At 59.9% G+C, this 17,649-nt stretch carries 13 protein-coding genes; 8 read left to right on the top strand and 5 right to left on the bottom strand.

Going from position 1 to position 17,649, the window contains the following annotated elements; translation table 11 throughout:
- Nucleotides 1–355 precede the first annotated feature (355 nt).
- Together LGM71_RS23590 and LGM71_RS23585 are read left to right on the top strand one after the other, a co-directional pair.
- A complete protein-coding gene (locus tag LGM71_RS23590; protein ID WP_226116638.1) occupies nt 356–2,488 on the top strand; it encodes a polysaccharide deacetylase family protein in 2,133 nt (710 codons plus the stop codon).
- Between the two features lie 33 nt (nt 2,489–2,521).
- Complete coding sequence (locus LGM71_RS23585) at nt 2,522–3,757, top strand: S53 family peptidase (protein WP_174909565.1); 1,236 nt, start codon at nt 2,522–2,524, stop codon at nt 3,755–3,757.
- Nucleotides 3,758–3,860: 103 nt separating this feature from the next.
- Here the strand turns inward: LGM71_RS23585 and LGM71_RS23580 are convergent, their stop codons facing one another.
- Both LGM71_RS23580 and LGM71_RS23575 read right to left on the bottom strand, forming a co-directional pair.
- Nucleotides 3,861–4,136, bottom strand: a complete 276-nt coding sequence (locus tag LGM71_RS23580; RefSeq protein ID WP_226116637.1) for a hypothetical protein — start codon at nt 4,134–4,136, stop codon at nt 3,861–3,863.
- A 631-nt stretch (nt 4,137–4,767) separates the two neighbouring features.
- A complete protein-coding gene (locus LGM71_RS23575) occupies nt 4,768–4,914 on the bottom strand; it encodes a DUF3096 domain-containing protein (protein ID WP_124627542.1) in 147 nt (48 codons plus the stop codon).
- 230 nt (nt 4,915–5,144) lie between these two features.
- Here LGM71_RS23575 and LGM71_RS23570 point away from each other — a divergent pair, with 230 nt between their 5' ends.
- The gene (locus LGM71_RS23570; RefSeq protein WP_124627544.1) at nt 5,145–5,321 is read left to right on the top strand and encodes a CsbD family protein; all 177 of its coding nucleotides are present in this window, start codon (nt 5,145–5,147) and stop codon (nt 5,319–5,321) included.
- 904 nt (nt 5,322–6,225) lie between these two features.
- Here LGM71_RS23570 and LGM71_RS23560 read toward each other — a convergent pair.
- Together LGM71_RS23560 and LGM71_RS23555 are read right to left on the bottom strand one after the other, a co-directional pair.
- Nucleotides 6,226–6,477 carry a hypothetical protein gene (locus LGM71_RS23560; RefSeq protein ID WP_226116634.1) on the bottom strand — a complete coding sequence of 84 codons (252 nt, stop codon included), beginning with the start codon at nt 6,475–6,477 and terminating at the stop codon, nt 6,226–6,228.
- A 505-nt stretch (nt 6,478–6,982) separates the two neighbouring features.
- Complete coding sequence (locus LGM71_RS23555) at nt 6,983–8,617, bottom strand: hypothetical protein (RefSeq protein ID WP_226116633.1); 1,635 nt, start codon at nt 8,615–8,617, stop codon at nt 6,983–6,985.
- Between the two features lie 1,079 nt (nt 8,618–9,696).
- Here LGM71_RS23555 and LGM71_RS23550 point away from each other — a divergent pair.
- The 4 genes from LGM71_RS23550 (at nt 9,697) to LGM71_RS23535 (ending at nt 14,708) form a co-directional block, all read left to right on the top strand.
- The gene (locus LGM71_RS23550; RefSeq protein ID WP_059599572.1) at nt 9,697–10,350 is read left to right on the top strand and encodes a common pilus major fimbrillin subunit EcpA; all 654 of its coding nucleotides are present in this window, start codon (nt 9,697–9,699) and stop codon (nt 10,348–10,350) included.
- A gap of 113 nt (nt 10,351–10,463) precedes the next feature.
- Nucleotides 10,464–11,171 carry a fimbria/pilus periplasmic chaperone gene (locus LGM71_RS23545; protein WP_226116632.1) on the top strand — a complete coding sequence of 236 codons (708 nt, stop codon included), beginning with the start codon at nt 10,464–10,466 and terminating at the stop codon, nt 11,169–11,171.
- Nucleotides 11,172–11,223: 52 nt separating this feature from the next.
- Nucleotides 11,224–13,899 carry a TcfC E-set like domain-containing protein gene (locus LGM71_RS23540; protein WP_226116631.1) on the top strand — a complete coding sequence of 892 codons (2,676 nt, stop codon included), beginning with the start codon at nt 11,224–11,226 and terminating at the stop codon, nt 13,897–13,899.
- Nucleotides 13,900–14,123: 224 nt separating this feature from the next.
- The gene (locus LGM71_RS23535) at nt 14,124–14,708 is read left to right on the top strand and encodes a hypothetical protein (protein ID WP_226116629.1); all 585 of its coding nucleotides are present in this window, start codon (nt 14,124–14,126) and stop codon (nt 14,706–14,708) included.
- A gap of 477 nt (nt 14,709–15,185) precedes the next feature.
- Here LGM71_RS23535 and LGM71_RS23530 read toward each other — a convergent pair whose 3' ends face one another.
- Nucleotides 15,186–15,455 carry a hypothetical protein gene (locus tag LGM71_RS23530; RefSeq protein WP_226116627.1) on the bottom strand — a complete coding sequence of 90 codons (270 nt, stop codon included), beginning with the start codon at nt 15,453–15,455 and terminating at the stop codon, nt 15,186–15,188.
- A gap of 37 nt (nt 15,456–15,492) precedes the next feature.
- Here LGM71_RS23530 and LGM71_RS23525 point away from each other — a divergent pair, with 37 nt between their 5' ends.
- Nucleotides 15,493–17,649, top strand: coding sequence for an ATP-binding protein (locus LGM71_RS23525; RefSeq protein WP_226116625.1), 2,157 nt, complete (start codon nt 15,493–15,495; stop codon nt 17,647–17,649).

The following is a 17,649-nucleotide window of genomic DNA, read 5'->3' as shown; positions in this document are numbered from 1 at the left end:
TCACATCGCGCCACCAGGCCCGCCGTATCGAAGCTGTAACGTTTTCGGTGCGATTTTCCCTGTTCCGCGCGCTTTCCATGGCAGGTGGCTGTCGCGGCTGCGTGGTTGCGAGACTGGCACGTTGTTAGCTTCATGGATTGCGGTGGGAACGATAGTTGCCGCGCGTTCGTGATCGTCCGACGAATCGATGCACTTGCATGACCGGACGTGTCCGCAACGCGGCACGTTCGCTCTCCCCCCTCAGCCGATGGCGCCACACGGCCCGGCCGCCGCCCGCTCGATCACGATGGGCGGAACGCGTCGGCCGCAACGTGTCGGGCATCGGCAGTTATCCCCCCTCCGACGGGAGAGCATAATGTTGGCCAACTCAATTCGGGCCCTACGAGCCTTTCTGATCGTCTTTTCCGTTTGCCTGTTGACGTTCGCAGCCGGGCCGGCGAACGCACTGTCGAATCAGTTGCTGTTGCTGCTGCCGGACAACTTTACGCTGCCGGACCCGCGTGTGTCCGCGTGGCTCGATTCGGCGGCGGAGGAGGGGTTGCAGATTTCGCTCATCAGCGACACGCAATTCAAGCAGGGCGGCACGTCGCTGCAGCAGTATCAGGGGCTCATCCTGCCGGACCAGGTGCATACGGTCGCCGACGATACGCTCGTGACCGCCATCCAGAACTACGCGCTGAACGGCGGGCGCGTGATGCTCGTCTATGATTTCGGTGTGCTGAACGCAACTGGATTCTATCCGGCCGGGCAATCGCGATTCAGCTCGATGGCCGGCGTCAACTACGTGCTCTACGATACGCTCGGCGGAAGCATGATCGGCCTCGGCCCTGTGACCGGGATGGGCAGCACGTTGCGCGCCCTTCAGATTCCGCCCGGGAAGTCGATGACATGGTCCGGCTCGACGACGACCGCGACGGCGTTGGCCGCAACCACGTCAACTTCTTCGACCGGCTCGACGACGAATCAGCTGCTCTTCCTGCAGCCGAGCACGTCGAACCCGGGCGGGCTTGCCGGGTACAACCATCAGGCGTATTTCACGTACAAGATGGATAACGGCCGCATGACCAGCGTGCCGCTGAATCTCGGGCGCGTGTCGACGGGTGGCAAGGTCAGATCCGGATCGTATTCGCCGACATCGACGACGCTGTCATCGGTATCCACGGCGGTGAGTGGCGCGACGTCGCTCGCGACTGCGACACCGTCGGCGACGACGGACGTGCTCGAAGGAATTTCCGGCTACGTATACGGCTTCCTCACATATCCGAGCTACGTCACACAGGGCACGTATACAGGCACGACGCTGCTGACGTCGCCGAACTTCGGCCTCGTCTCGGGCTATCAGGCGTATGGAAACGGCGGCGTGATGTTCGTCAACCTGCCGCTCGCGTATCTCGACGGACAAACCGACAGCATGCCGATTCACGGCTTTCTGCGTTACTTCACGACGAACATCCTGTCGATGCCGCACCTGTCGCTGCAGCCGCGCGCGCAGGCCGGGATGGTCCTGAACTGGCACTTCTGCGCGGAAGACCAGATCCAGCCGGCGCAGTACCTGAAGAACTACGGTGTCTGGAACAGCGGCCCGTACTCGATCGTGATGACCGCCGGCCCGGACGACGTGACGATCGGCGACGGTCTCGGGATCAACCTGACGAACAATACGCAGGCGAAGCAACTTGTCGCGTTCCTGCTCAAGCGCGGGCACAAAGTCGGCAGCCACGGCGGCTGGGCGCACGACTACTGGGGGGCGAACGCCAGCGAAACGAACGCGAGCACGTTCACGCAATATCTGGTGCTGAACCACAATGCGGTCCAGTCGGTGACGGGCAAGCCGGACGTCGAATGGGCGGCGCCGGAAGGCAACACGCCGACATGGGCGGTGACCTGGCTCGAGTCGAACGGCTATTCCGGTTACTACTTCACCGGCCATACCGGCAATGCACAAACGCGGGCGTATCGCAACGGTTCGCTGCTGAATCCGGGCATCTGGGCGTTTCCGGTGATGCCGTTCGGCAAGTACGCGACGTTCGAGGAGTTCCAGGAGTTCGCGGTACCGACGACAGACGTTCAGAACTGGTATCTGTCGCTGATGGACTTCGTCGTTGCGAACCGCACGAGCCGGTTGATCTACATGCACCCGCTGGGCGCGTCATGGTATCCGAACGTCGTTACGACGTTTCTCAGCTACGCGGCGTCGCTCGCGACGACGGGCCAGTTCAAGTGGTTCACGATGGACCAGCTCACGCAATTCGACCGGCGCCGTCTGCTGGTGAACTGGACGGCGACAGATACCGGTACCAGCTGGACATTCAGTGCAACGCATCCGACGAACCTCCAGGACATGACCTGGCTGTTGCCGAAGCGCACGTACCAGATGCCGAGCGTGAAAAGCGGAAGCGCGACGGTCGTCAGTACCGATCAGAACAACTGGCTGGTCATCGCGGGCACGGGAAAATCGCTGTCGTTCACGAGCGCGAAGGTGCAGTGACGCACCTCAGCTCGTTTGCCAAGGGGGAACACCATGAACCGAGCCTCGTTTGCGCGTGGGCTGTGCATGTTGGTCGTATCGGCGAGCGTCGCGCTTGTGACCGGCGTGGCGTTCGCGCAATCCTCGTCGCGAGCGCTGCATGGGTTTGCGAGGCCGCCGCTCCATCTGCACGGATCCGCGAAACGGAATCCGGTCGGCCTGTCGCCGCAGCAGATCCGCCATTTCTACGGGTTCGATCTATTGCCGGCGCGCGGCTATGGCGGCGACGATCAGGTCATCGCGATTGTCGATGCCTATGACAATCCGAACGTCGAGGCTGATCTGCGATTGTTCAGCAGCACGTTCGGTTTGCCGCCGTGCGCGTCCCCGCGCTGCTTCACGAAGGTGTACGCGACGCCGGACAAGCGGCCGCCGCCGCCCGATGCGCTGTGGGCGCTCGAAAGTTCGCTGGACGTGCAGTGGGCACACGCGATCGCACCGAATGCGCGGATCGTGCTGGTCGAAGCCGCATCGAGTTCGCTGGACGACCTGATGAGCGCGATCGCGCTCGCGACGAGTCCGGCACCGGGCGGGGTCGGCGCCAAGGTCGTGTCGATGAGCTGGGGGAGCGCCGAATTTCTGGCCGAAACGCAATACGACGGGCAATTCGCCAGCGCGAACGGCGTGTCGTTCGTCGCTGCGTCCGGCGACGGCGGCAATGGCGTCGACTACCCGGCCGCGTCGCCGTACGTGCTGAGCGTCGGCGGCACGTCGATCGCGACCGACGCAAGTGGCGCTTATGCCGGCGAAACGGCGTGGGCCGGCAGCGGCGGCGGACAGAGCGCCGTCGAGTCGGAACCGACGTATCAGTCGAACTTCGGGACGCCATCGGACAGCCTCGGGCTGCGCGGCGTGCCCGACGTCGCTTACGACGGCGACCCGGCGTCCGGCTTCGCGGTCTACGATTCGTACGGCTATGCGGGGCAGCGCGGCTGGTTCGTCGTCGGCGGCACGAGCGCGGGCGCACCGCAATGGTCCGCTTTGGTCGCGATCGTCAACAGCTTGCGCATCGCGCGCGGCAAGACGACGCTGAACGCGGTGAATGCGATCCAGAGCGTGCTGTACGGTCTCGCGTCGAGCGCTTACGCGGCGAACTTCCGCGACATTGTCAGCGGATCGAACGGCACATGCGGCACGCTTTGTACCGCAGCGGTCGGATACGACTACGTGACCGGCCTCGGGCGCCCGATGGCCGCCAATCTGATCCAGGCACTGATGGCCGCACCTTGACGTGGATATGTTGGCGGCTCGAGAAAATCAGGCGGGTCCGCGCGCCACATACGAGAATGTTGGTCGGTAGGCGTGTCACCTCGTATCTGGCGGCGGGTCTGCGCTATTCACGATATTCGTGTCCGTGCATGCGCTCGCGCTCGTCCTCACGCCACGGATCATGTTCACGCGGATGACGATGCATCCACTCGTCGTGCTCCCAGTAGCGGTGGCCGTGCATGCCGATTGTGATCGACACACCCGGCGCCGGAGCGGGCTCTTCGTACCTCGGTTGCGGTGCAACGTAGACTTGCGCGAAGGCCGTGGTGGCCGCGACGAGTGCGCTGCCTGCCACGAGTGTCGCCAGAATTCTGCGGTTTGAAATTGTCTTGGGCTTCATCGTGCTTTCCTCCATTCAGTACCTGACAACGAGCATGAATCGTTCTCGTACGAAGCGGCAGGCGCTTCGCTCGCTATTTCAACGACGCGTTCCGCATCTCTTCGCAGCAATGCCGATCCGATGGCCGAACCCACGATGTCACTATCGCCTCAGGCCGGATATGCAATCGCTTCGAGGCACGGCGTGTGAATAATGTGAAGGAATGCAGAGCATGATGGCGCAACGCGAAAGCGCACGCGGACAAGGTCCACAATGCAATCGGGATTTGCGTTCAGATCAAACAAAGCAACACTTACATTGAATTGAAATGAAGTGGAGGGAACCGACCCATTCCCGCAGTGCCGATGTCGGGTCGAATACCGCTTCGCATCCGAAGGAAGGGCCCCTGCTCTGCCTTGCGAGAGGGTGCGCACTGTTGGCATCACTGTTCTCCGCCCGGTGGCCAGTGCAGGGGCGGCGAGTCATTTCATCGACGAAGACGCACGATGTCGTTGTTCGATCATTCGCTCACATGCAGCGGGTATATGTGTTGCTCATTGCGCTGGCGGTGTTCGCCGGCACCGGACCCCCGCATGGCACCACGATGTAACTGATGCGCGTTCGTAACAGGCTATCTCGTGGTCATATCAATTCAATGGAGACGTCCTCCGAACAGACCGAGCAGCCCGATGATGATCAAGTAGAGCGCAACGATGTAATTCAGGAGGCGGGGTACCACGAGGATGAGAATGCCGGCGATCAGCGAAACCAGCGGGCCGGCGCTAGTGAGCGTGTTCATGCTTCCTCCGCAAGATTGAGAACGAGTGGCCACCGCCTGCCTTGCCTCCGGCACCCGGTACAGAGACGCGAGCCTGGCGAGCGTCAAGCTTGCGGCCGTCAACTCATTGTCCACAAGCGCGAACGCTTCGACCGGCGCAATCGCCGTACCTGCAGCGACGTCTCATCGCGATTGGGATCGGCGTGCCGGACCGCAGTTCGAGCATTCGTCAAATTTCAAGGAGCAATGTCATGAACAAAGATCAGGTAAAAGGCCGCCTTACGGAAGCAAAGGGCAAGCTGAAGGAAATGGTTGGCAAGGTCGTGGGAAATCGAACAAGCAGATTGACGGGCAAGGCCGAACAGATCGTCGGCAAGACACAAGCATCATTCGGCGACGCAAAGGAGCGATTCAAGAAGCGGCATTAGAGCCTGACGTGGAAGACACCGAACTGGCTTCTCGTCAGACCGAAGCGGACGGTGTGCATTGGAGTCGCTCTTCTGTGGCTTCGCGAAACGTGCGTTGAAAGCGGCCACGACGGGAAGCGTGTAAACATCGGCGTCTGCTGCCGTGTTGGTCCATCACAATCGCAACGCCTTGAGCGGCCGATCGCGCATCGTCATCGTTATCCGGTCCGTTGTTGCCATCGCAGCCTTTGGCGCCGGACACCCACGCCTGTACTGCTTACACGGCCCGAAAGCGGAAATTTCAATCTGGATGCTACACACCAAAAAACGTTGAATAGCATCATGTAGAGCATGATTTGATATCCGAATTGAGTGACTCGCCGAGAAGAGACCCAACTTGAATCAGCACTGGTCACCAGGTCATCACCACGGTCGCCGTGCACGCTGCTGGAGCGGTCGTATTAGCTAAAGCTGCTTTTCGGGCGGCGCCGTACCGTTGTGACGAACACGAGTGCACCGATCGCGCCGAAGTATCGTGATCGAAAGAGTGGTGCACCATGCAATGGGCATGGCAGGAAGCCTCAATGGATTGAGGAAGTGAAGGGCCGCGATCGTTTTTTGAGCAAGCACTGAGTCGAACTGACGGTCTAGCACAAAGCCACTAACGGTAACCAACGGGAAATTGGGCGCTGTGTCGCGAGCGGACGGGCTTCCTTCAAGTGTGACGGCGTCGAAGTGTGGAACTGCCTGCTGTTGCGCACTTCGACGTTCAGAGTGCGTGGAGAAATCCGCAGATGAGCGAACTTGTTCAGATTGCGCCCGGCGTTGCGTTCTGTAAGCGCTGGGCCCTTGATCGAGGGCCTGCCTGCTTTCACGTGCGGACGGCGCGCGTTTCCTGACACCGCGCGCCTACGCCTACGGCAAATTAGTGATATTGGTACGGGATGTGGTTTTCAGCCGCTCCGCCAATGGTGTGCGTCAACTGGCAACGGGACATCAAATACTGGCGCTTCTCCCGGAGCTTCTGCGCCTTGATCCTGTCGCCATACCGGCTCGCGGCTTCGGCTTTGACTTCAAGTTTTCGCAGCTTCTTTTGATAGCCGTAGCTATTGCATTGGCCTGCGAAGGCGGGCAGGGCGAGCGCCATCAAGAGAAGAGTCAGGGTTATTTTTTTCATTGTTCAGAACGATCCCAAAAAATCTGAGTGAATGATTTGCAGGGAAGGAATCGCGTTATCAGGACGACGCCTCCCACGCGAACCTATCGTCGCGAAATCGACTCATCGGAACAATCAGATACGTCTGAAAGAAAGTCAAAGATGGACAAGGACAGTCTCGAGTGCTGGTGTAAGCGCGCGACGAGTCCTGATTTTTCACGAAAAGAACGACTGCACTCGATTAGACGGATTCCAATCCGACAAAGTCTTGTCGTGTGGCACCAAATCAGGACTTCTACAAAAATCCTACGCAGAATCTAATTCCGAGGTGCCACCGACGGCGATCGGGTGTGGGGATCGAAAGCCGCTTAAGCGGCTGCAGTCCCGTATGTCGATCGCCGCTGGGAGCCTGAGACAGTCGCAGACGGAACCGGCGCTCACGATGCTGGCGAAGCGGTGCGGTATCGAAGGCTGTATTCGCCGAATGTCTAATGTCAGCGCGGAGCACCGCCAAGGCCGCAGTCGCTTAGAGCCAGTCAGCGCGTACGCGGACTTCGCCGCTGGCCGAAACGGTACCAAACCAGGGCGCGCCTGACGTGTCGGTCGCTAGTTGCTTTGGATCGAGCGGGAAGCGCAGGTCCATATCGAGGGCCCCCTCGTACGCGAATGCGCCGCCGAGGGTCTCGCGCCACCTTAGCGTGGCGACGTCATACACGGTGCCGGCGCAATTGTCCGGGCGATCGTCGAGCCCAGTGCCGTCATAAAAGCGGACGATTGACGGCACTGCAACCACTGTTGCACCACTCTTGTCGACGAATTTGCAACGTAGCCCGTCGGCGGTTTGCACACTGGGCGCGAGCACGTCTACCGACACCTTGGTCGCCTTCGACGCGCCATACTGGCGGATTGTGAGCGGCACGACGATCTCCGCATCCTGGCCGATCGAACCGGAATATTTGCCCATCGCGGCGGGGTCGCGCTCGTCGATCGCGACGCCGAATGTGAGACGTTTCAGTTCCGTATCTTCGAAAAAAGACACCTGCATGTCGACGGCCGTTCCACCCGTAGATTGCACGATCGCGCCGATGGTTTCGCCGAGCGGCTTCGCTTCGGCGTCGCCCAGCAGCGAATCCAGCAGATTCGACGTGACCACCAGTTTCGTTGTGCCTAAGGCAGTTGCAGAGACCTTCGACAACTTCTGCCCGCCAGCCGTCTTGAACCATACATCGGATTGCTGAGAAGGCGGTACGATGAACGAAATGTTATCCATCGTGGCCGTGGAGTTGGCGGATATCGGGCATTCCATGTTGCCGTCCGTGATACGGCATACGGGCGGAACGGATACGAGCATTTTTCCGTTCGACACGCTGATGGTGCCGCTGATCGGTGACAGCGTGAGCGTCCGGGAGGCGGTTGGCGTCACCGTCGTTCTGTAAAGGAACTGGCTGGAGTATCCGCAAAGGCCCATGTTCGAGAAGTTTCCATTCAACCACCAATCCGAAAGCTGCTGACCGCGGTCTCCAAGTATGATAGAGGAGTAAAACATATGCGCACCGAACGTCATCGGTGACTGGTTCAGGAAGGCGTCCGCCGCCATCTTTCTGGCGGTCTGATCTTGCACTTGAGTACCCGGCCCGCGAACGAACTGCCCCAGCGAGTTGCTGGTTTGCTGCGTAAATTGAGCAATTGACGCGATTTGCATGCCGTTGATGATGTAGTCCGCGCTGAGACGATTCAGTGTGGTCTTGCTCGAATAGGGAAGATTGGGGAAGCGCACATCCTGGCTATTCGGAACAACGATCGAGCGCAAGCCGCCGCTCGCCGACAGCCATGCGCCGACAGCGACGTCCGGGAAATCGTCCCAGGTGGTCACTTCCTTGAAGATGATTGCCAGCTGCGTCAGTTGGGGATTCGTTTTGTGAATACGCCCGACGAGTGCACCCGTCGTACCAGCGGGAATGTCAGGCAAGTAAAGATAATCGCCCACCTCAATCACTAACGGCGCATAAGAGTGGTCCGAAATCGTCGGCGAACGGCTGCACGGAACGCTGAATGGGTCATCGGCCGCGGCATTGGCAGAGACAGCATGACCGAGCGCCAGCGCGCCGCTCAAGCAAAAGCGAATCGCAGCGCGTAGAAAAAGTGGTTTGAGATTTGACATTTCAATGCAATGGCGAGGAGAGGAGTAGACACATTCGGTGGAGCGCACATGATTTATTGCCGCCATCCGGATTCAGGTCGACACGCAACGCACGTTCGACCACGAGCGGTTGAGCGGAGGGGGCTGCGATGAGGACCGGATAACCGAGTCGTCCCGCTAATCACACGCAAAATGGCTTTCGTATGCTAACGGAGGGGCGCGCGATCAGAATATGAGAACCGTCCTAAATGCATTCCGCAGAGATCCGCGCCATGCCCGCTCGGCCTGCCGGCGGAGTCGGGGAAGGTCTCGACGATAGTTGCTGAATCGTTGCGAGAGTACGCACGGAGCGTACGCCTTCCGCGCTCGCGCTACTCGAGCGTCGATCAGATGTATTAGTCTGCGATTGAGCGCGAGGCCGTGTGAATGTTCTTGCGCGGACTACCGCGACGCGTTCGTTCGCGCCCGGATGCGTGCAGACCGGCCGTTGTGCAATGGCACCTGCAGGCGTCGGGCATGTCTTCTGGCTTGACGATCCGTAGAGACCGCGCACACGGCGCGGCACTCACGTTGCATACCGGCATCTTGTCCGCCCTCGAGCGACGCACGCCGGGAACCGGCCAAGGCGTATCGCACCCGTCGCCGTGTGGCGCCATTCAGCGCAGGTGAAAACACACGCGGACGTGTTTCGGCAGCGCGTTGCGGGTGCGCCGCGAAATGCACCGACCATCGTGGTCGTGATGCGTGTTGTCTTCGGTTCCGGCGCACCTGCCGGTTTCGCACGTCCAAATCATCGCGTCCTCGGCAAACCTTTTTCTGTTGGCTTACTTGCCGGAGAGGGATGCGCTCGGGTGTAACTGTCATCCATCAGCACGGGCGCCGGGCCGCATGAGTGTGTGCCGTTCGAAGCGGGTCAAGGATTTTTTAGGCCCATTCTTATATTACATTGGCCTTTCAATTGAAATAATTCGTTTCGCCGCCGTGATCTGGCAAACCCATTGAACCGGCAGTTGGTAGGACGGGCGGTCCAGAAGCATCCCCGGGTATGGGATGTCGTCTGGTCATCCAAGTTAATTGATGAACACCTTTGAGAGATCGATATGAAGAAAACTGCATTCCGCCTCGCAGTGGCATCCGCACTCGCAGTCGCGTTCGCTGTTCCGGCCATCGCCGCAACCGTGGGCCCGGAAGAAGCACGCGTGAAGTGGACGGCATCCGTTGTCAAGAAGTCCGACGTGACGCTGAGCGTCTTCGCGGAAGGTAGCACGACGCTCGATTTCGAGTGGAACCCGTCGAGCGAAGCATTCTCGACGCAGGACCGCACGCTGACCGTTCTCGCGGCGGGTTACGAAGGCGGCACGGGCTACAAGATCCAGGCGCAAGTCACGAAGAACACGCTGAATGCCGTTGCAGGTGGCGTGAAGGATTCGCTGAAGGTCGGCGTCGATCTCGGTGGCGTCGAGCTGAGCGAAACCCTCACCGACATCCTGTCGGGCACCGGCGGTGACGCGGCGCCGTCGATCGCGGCAAATGGCCTGCAGAACATGAATCTGTCGAAGGTCGGCCCGAACAAGACGCCGAACGGCTCGTACCACCAGGCGAATGGCGTGCCGGTGAAGTTCTCGATCGCAGAAGGCACCGACAAGGACGGAAACGCGCTGACTGGCACAGGTCTGTCTGGCGTCTCCGACGGCCGTTACAACGGCGACGTCGAAGTGCGTTTCGTCGCGAGCTGGGAAACGCCGACCGCGTAAGTTGCGCCGAATGCCTGCGTAGATTCGGTCGAAGCAGGCATTGACTCCGGTAATGCCGGACCTCGCGGTCTAGGGGTTCGGCATTTTCTTTTTCTTTTCTTTCGGAGGACACGATGAAGCCACTCAAACTCTTGGCTCTGGCGGCCGCGCTGATGGGCGCGCAGCATGCATCGGCCATTGGCATCGGATCGTTGACGACCGAAATGCAGGAAAACAAGTTCTACGTCGTCAAGCAGATCAAGAACGACGACTCGATAGCCAAATTCGTGTCGACGGAAGTCCAGGAGATTACCAATCCGCGGCAATTGAAGGTGCTGCATGAGCAGAAAAAGGATGTGCTGATCTCGCCCGCAACGGTGTTTCTGCCGCCGCATCGAACGGCGGACGTCAAGATCTACTACCAGGGCAAGCGGGACGACAAGGAGCGCTACTACCAGTTGTCGTTCATTGAACAGGCCGTGTCGTCGCAATCGAACATCAGTGATGGCGTCAGCTTGTCCGCGAAGCAGCGCATTCGATTGAGTTCGATCCTTGTCGTGCGCCCACGAACGATCCACTTCAAATTCGAACACGACGGCAACGGGCGTGTGAAGAACATCGGAAATACCTTCGTCCATGTCACGGCCACGGGGAAGTGCGAAGAAAAGGCAGCGACTGAACCGAAGGCGTGCAGCCGATCCACTTTCCTGCTCCCGGGCGAGTCGGGAGACATGCGAAAGGAAAAGGGCTTGGTATCCCTTCAAGGCATTGGCGTCTGGAAAGGCAGCGACTACCAGTATTTCCCGATGAATGCCGCACCGTCGAAGGTCGTAGCGAAGTAAGCGAATCACGGTTATGTGACTTGGATAAACAGAGATTCAATTTGGACTGCGAATGAAAAAGTCGACAATGACAGCAATTAACGTCGCCGTATCCCTTGCGGGAGGATGGGTGTCGTCGGCTGTGCTTGCGGCGGATCATTCGGTGATGTTCGATCGGGGGGCGCGGGCAGTCGAGACGCCCGAAGCTGACAGGGGGCGCGACGAGTCCGCATACGCCGTCGATGTCGACGCGATCACGGCCTCGGAATACGCATCGGTATCCGTGCCAGCGTCGGACATGGAACCAGGCCGCGATGCTCGCTCGCTGCATCCGGAAATTGCCGATCGCGCGCCCGATCCTGCGGAGGGTGCACATGCCGATGGCACATTGGCTGCTGGTCAGTACGCCTTTCCTGACAACCTGCTCGGTGCACTCGAGCAGGGTGTCGACGTGCCCGTGCGGCTCAAGATCGATAGCGGTTCGGAGGAAGCGGGCCGGGCGACCGTCAAGTACGATGGTCGCACGCTGACGCTGGTGGACTTCAGCCTCGCGAAGATCGCCATCACGGATGCCGCGAAGCAAAGGATTGCGGATCGCTACGGCAAGCCGCTGCGCATGGTCGCGGAAACGTCGAGCGCACGCGAGGACGTATCTGACGTCCAACTGGAATTCAATCTCCGGACGTTCGAACTGGTTGCACAACTGCCGAGGGATGCCTATGCAAGCGAAGGCGCGCCGCGCTTGCATATGCTGCCCGACAGTACCGAGAAGCATCCGAGCGGTGTGCTGAATTACGACATGTCGGTCGTGAAGAACGCCAGAGCCGATGCGAACGGCTACCTCCACATGCAGTCGGTCAGCGCAATTGGTGTCAATCACGCGTATGTTGAAGGCGACATTCGCAGCGGCGACGATTTCAACCTGTATGAAGCGCGGCTGGAACGTGACTACCGCGGCGTATCGATCACGGCCGGCTATCTGAGCACCTGGTCGATGAATGCGCTGGGGCAGACAACGTTCCTTCCGGGCGGGCGCTTTCTTGGCGTCAGCGCAGGCACCGCGAGCCGCTCGGAGTTGAACGACGGCTCGCTGGCGCGCACGCCAATCTTCGCGTTCATGCCTGCATCGGGTGAAGTGCAGATTCATCGCGACGGCAAGCTGATCAACGTTCAGCATCTTCCCCTCGGCAACCAGGAAATCGATACGCGCCAGTTGCCAGTCGGGACTTACCCGATTCGCGTGGACGTCGTTGTCAACGGTCGTGTGGTGTCGTCCCGCAATGAGCAAGTGTACAAGCCGAGTAACGGCGGAACCGGTGCGGACACGCAGTATCAGTTCTATGTCGGCCAGTATGTTGCGAACAACGTTGGGGGACGTGGTGCGATCAGCCGACAGCTCGTCGGCGCGAGCGGCAAGATGGCGACTCGGTTCGGCACGTTTAACGGAAGTGCATATTATTTTGACGGTCTGGCCGCCGCCGAACTGCGGTATCAACGGGGTTTTAAGCACGGTAACGTAGGCATCGACACGGGAGCGACGAGCGACGGCGGTTTTCGCGTGAATGCGAATGGCGCGGCGAACATCGGGCCTATCGGCGCGTGGGCGAACTACATGCTGACGACGGGCAGCACCGCGAAGAACGGCGTATACAATCAGCGCACACTGAGCTTCGGTTCGAACGTGAACGTTGCGCGTATGTTCGGCTGGGCCAACAACGCGACGCTCAACGTGAGCGGCAGCGTATACGGCGGCGGTGGTCAGGACTACCGCATCGACTGGAGCCAGGACATTTACTCGAACAAATGGGTGCGCGTGATGCTCAATGGCGGCCAGATGTTCAGCCGGAATAGCGGCGGCATGGGCCGTAAGTGGAACAATGCGTTCTACGTCGGCCTGAATGCGACGTTCTCGTTCGGCGACGCGGGCATCGACTATTCGCGTTCGCTCGATACCGAGCAGATCGGCGCGCACGTCGGCTGGCGGCCGGAGCGTATCCCGGGCGTCGACTATCTGTCGGCAGGGGTCAACCGCTCGCGTTCGCTGTCGAGCGACTATGGCAATCCGTCGAGCACCCAAGCGAACCTTGGCGCGCAGGGCCACAACCGCTGGTTCGGCTGGCAAGGTAACGTGAACATCGACGATACCGGCGACGCCAGCGGCACCGCCGCGATGCAGGGCAGTGTCGGGTGGAACACGCGCGGCATCGGGTTCAACAGCAAGAAGGGCGAAAGCGGCGTGATCGTCGGCGTGGACAAGTCGGCGCGTGGCAACCTCGAGATGGTGTCCACGAATGGGGCGTTGGCGCTCGATTCGCGTTCCACGTTCGTTCCGCTTACGGGATACCGCGAACACCGCGTGACGATCCGCACGCGTCGTGACACGCCGGAAAACTTCGATATCCAGGAAGGCGACGCCAAGCTCGTGCTGTATCCGGGCAACGTCGCGTCGATGATGCCGAAGGTCCGCCGGCTGGTAACGGTGTTCGGCGTGCTGACCGAGAACGGTTTGGTGAAGCCGAACACCGAGATTCGCAACCACATCGGCAAGGCTACGACTGCGGCCGACGGCGGTTTCGTGATCGACGTCGATACCGCCTATCCGGTCATTCAATATGAGACGGGCACCGGCGGAACGTGCGAGATCGACTTTGACCTCAGCAAAGCGCAAGGCGCGCTGTGGGTTGATCAGATCGAATGCAAACCGAAAAGCGTGGCCGATGCGCGCCCGGTTCGGCGTCGCGAAGGTTGATACCAAACCAAAATGGAGGAGACGTATCCATATGCGCGGCCGACGCAGTCGGTCGCGTGTCTATTTTTGTCGGGTAACGCGCGATGCCGGGCCGACTGGCTGAGTTGTAGCGGGTGAGATGCGTATGCGCGGACCAGTAACCAGTGAGGAATCGATTGAGGCAATTCGCAGCGTTCGTGATGTTGGTCTGGTCTTGCACAGCGCAGGCATTGTCCGTTGGCGACATGACCTATTTCATGGGGTCCGGGAAAGACTATCTCGTTCGCGAGGTCGTGAACGACAGCGACCAGACGCGCGTATACGGCGTGTCAGTGGAGGAGAGCGCTCCGCCGTATGGCGACGTCGCGACCTGGAAGCCGAAAGGCGGCGATCTGATGTACGCACCGAAGCAGCTCGTGTTACGCCCGAACAAGAGTGGGTGGTTGCGTCTCTATTTCAAAGGTGTAAGTGACGACTCGCCACGCTATTTTCGCGTGACGTTCCGGGAGGAGCGCGCGGTTTCGATCGATACAAATGCGGTCAAGGTGAAACCGCGTCTCGAGTTGCAGACAATCCTGGTCGTGCAGCCGAGGTCACCACGGCAGGCTTATCGGGTCGATGGGACGCTATTCGTTAATACGGGGAACACGGTCATGCTGGCAACCGCGCATGGCGAATGTGCGCTTTTGATTGACTGCATGCGAGACCGCTATTTGTCGCCTGGTGAATCACTCGATCTGGCCGGGCTGAATCCAGTGGGCGGCCCGGTCAGGGTCGTCTTGGCAAACGGGACCGACACGCATGAAGTGAAAGTGGTGCCGGTGAATTAATTTTCCCTGTGGCGCGATGTATTCGAACCCATCGGCGCGGGTGCGATAGGCGCGCCTGTTCACGCGCTCGGTTCTTCAGGGTTGAAGAAGCATTCCATTGCGGCGTTGTCCCCAGGAATCGCCTCGACGGCTCATGCCAAAAGCAATGCTCTCTTGCCTGAGTAGCGATCTTGAAAGCAGATCGGCACCGGTATCAAGAATCAGGTGCCGGCGCCGGCGAGCTTGTGTCTGGAAAAACGGGGTAAGGCCAAAAACCGACCACTAAGGCTCGGCACTCTCCGGGAAATCCAAGCGGTTCAGCCTGCGTCGCACTAGCACTAGCTCTAGAACTAACTTGTACGCCGGATTTTTAGAGCAGGTCAGAGTTGCGCCCTGATTGCTAACGGCCCTTCGTGAAGCCGTGGCGCGGATGACGTCGCCTTTTATTTTTAGGACAAGTCTTATGTTGCGGCGTCACTTTGTAATACAGAATCCCCATCAAACAACGCGCACAACAATGCGCAATACCGTTGACAAGTTCGCGCGCGATGTACCTTTCAAACCTTCTTCAAGCCTTCTATATGTGGGTGTTGCATTCTCAGGGTCTCCCATACGTAACACCTGAACCGGCAGCAGCGTGGTGATCCGACGTGCATCCTGCGGGATTCTGAAGGCGACACCTGAACGAGAAGCAAATTGTTGGGCTTTGTGCGATGTGTCGCCTGAGTCAAGGTCCCGCCCGCGACGCGGCGGCTCCTCGCGATTCATTCCATCAGCATCGTCATATTTCTAAGCTGCATCGATCATGAAAAATATACGCGCTTCGCGCTGGACCCAATGGTGTTCGCTCTGTCGTGTATTGCTTCCGGTTGTCTGCGTGGTCCTGCTGCCTGGCGCGGTTGCGTCAACGCTTTGGCAGGAACCGATCTTCACCGATGAAGAGCTGCGATGGATCGACGCACACCCGATCGTTCATATAGCAGTCGAGGCGAACTGGAGTCCAATCGAATATGTACGCAACGGAAAGCATGCTGGTCTTGTCGCCGGGTACCTGAACGCGGTTTCGAAAATGACCGGACTCACGTTCGACACGGTGCCTGGGACGGAATGGGGCCGTGCGTACGACGCGCTCGCTACCGGCAAGGTGGATTTGCTGCCGGGTGTGTGGCGAGAGTTGGTATCTGACCGTGTCGGCAGCGACGCACTAGTCAGTACACCTTATCTGGTCGGGCGGCTGACTGCCGTGACACGTGACAATTCCGCGATGGTTTTCAGTCTGAAGCGGCTCGAAGGCCGGCGCGTCGCGATCAAGGGGCGAGGCGCAGTCGAATACTTCACCCGTCATAGCGGCGTCGCGCTCGACGTGCTGACGTTCGACACCGAGGAACTCGCACTTGCTGCGGTGGCCAATGGCGAAGCCGACGCCGCGCTTGGCATCGACTTCACGATCCTGCCGATCGTTCGCCGGCAATTCCCGGGGCAGCTTTACATGTCCGGCATGCTGGCGGATCGCCCCGTGTCGTTGGCCATGCTCACGCGCGCCGATCTGCCGATTCTGGCGTCGATCATCGACAAGTCGCTCGCAGCGATTCCGGTGAGCGAAACCGCTGCGATCATGCAGGACTGGGTTGAACTCGGCGACAACGGCAAGCCGACACTACGCTCAATCCTGCATGATCGCGCGCCGCAGGTGGTCGCGATTGCTGCAACGTTGCTGATATTCGCGTTGTTCGCCTATCTCTACTGGAAATCCCGCGCGGCGGCGATTCGCAGCAAGCTGGACAAGGCGATGTTCCTCGCGTTCGTGAGCCACGAGATCCGCACGCCGATGCAGACTGTTCTGTCGTCGCTTGATTTTCTGCGTCGCTCGCATTTGCCGCCACGACAGGCCGATCGCGCGGATGCTGCCGTGTCCGCGTCAGAAACGCTCTTGGCGCTGCTGGACGACATCCTGGAATACACCCGCCTCGAGTCGAGCAAGGTGACGTTTGCCGCGCAGGCAGTGGAGCTCGAGTCCTGGGCCCGAGAAACCGTCGATATGGTGCGCTGGCGTGCCGAATCCAAGGGGATCTCGATGACGCTAGACATCGAGATCCCTCCGGCGCTGCATGTCGAGATCGATCCGGTTCGCGTGCGCCAGATCGTGCTGAACCTGTTAGTCAATGCAATCAACTTCACGGATGACGGCACCGTTACGTTGCGTGTTCGCATTTCCGCGACCCGCCGACGGCGAAACAGGACGCTGCTTCTGGAAGTCGGCCACACGGGAGTTGGCATTGCTGCGGATCAATTCAAGCATCTGTTCGATGCGTATTGGCAAGATGATCGTGCTTCACGTTCCGGCGGAGTCGGCAGCGGGCTCGGCCTCGCGATCTGCCGTAAGCTCGTCGAGTTAATGCGTGGAACGATTACGGTCAGCAGCACACCGCGTGTCGAGACCGTCTTCTCGGTCAAGCTGCCGGTTGCAGTCACGGATAACGCGTCGTCGGCACAGTCAACCGCGTGGGCGCCGGTGAGCCCACCAGCACCCGCGGCCCAATCATGCCGGAAAGTACCGTACATCCTGATCGTCGATGATAACGAAGCCGTACGGGATTCGCTGCAGGATCAATGCGAGGCGCTGGGCTGCGTCGGCATCATCGCTGACTCGGGGGAGGCCGCGTTGCAGCAGCTCGCACGCACGCATGTCGACATGGTGCTGCTGGATTGCAATCTCCCAGACGTAGATGGCTGCGCGCTCGTACGCGCGATCCGTCAACGCGAGTCTGCAAGAAAGGGGCGATACGTTCCGATCATCGTCATATCGGCAAATACCGGCGACGCGCACAAGGTGCGTTGCTTCGAGAGCGGCATGGATGGGGTGCTCGGCAAGCCGCTGCGACTCGAAGCGTTGCGGCAGATGATCGCGATGTGGTGCCCCGCGTATGCGGGTGTTGCACCGGATCAGGCGGCAGCCACATAG

It is taken from the genome of Burkholderia sp. AU33545 (assembly GCF_020419685.1).
GTDB classification, from domain to species: Bacteria; Pseudomonadota; Gammaproteobacteria; order Burkholderiales; family Burkholderiaceae; genus Burkholderia; species Burkholderia diffusa.
The sequence above is the reverse complement of the archived record's forward strand: the minus strand, read 5'-3'. Positions and strand labels throughout refer to the sequence as shown.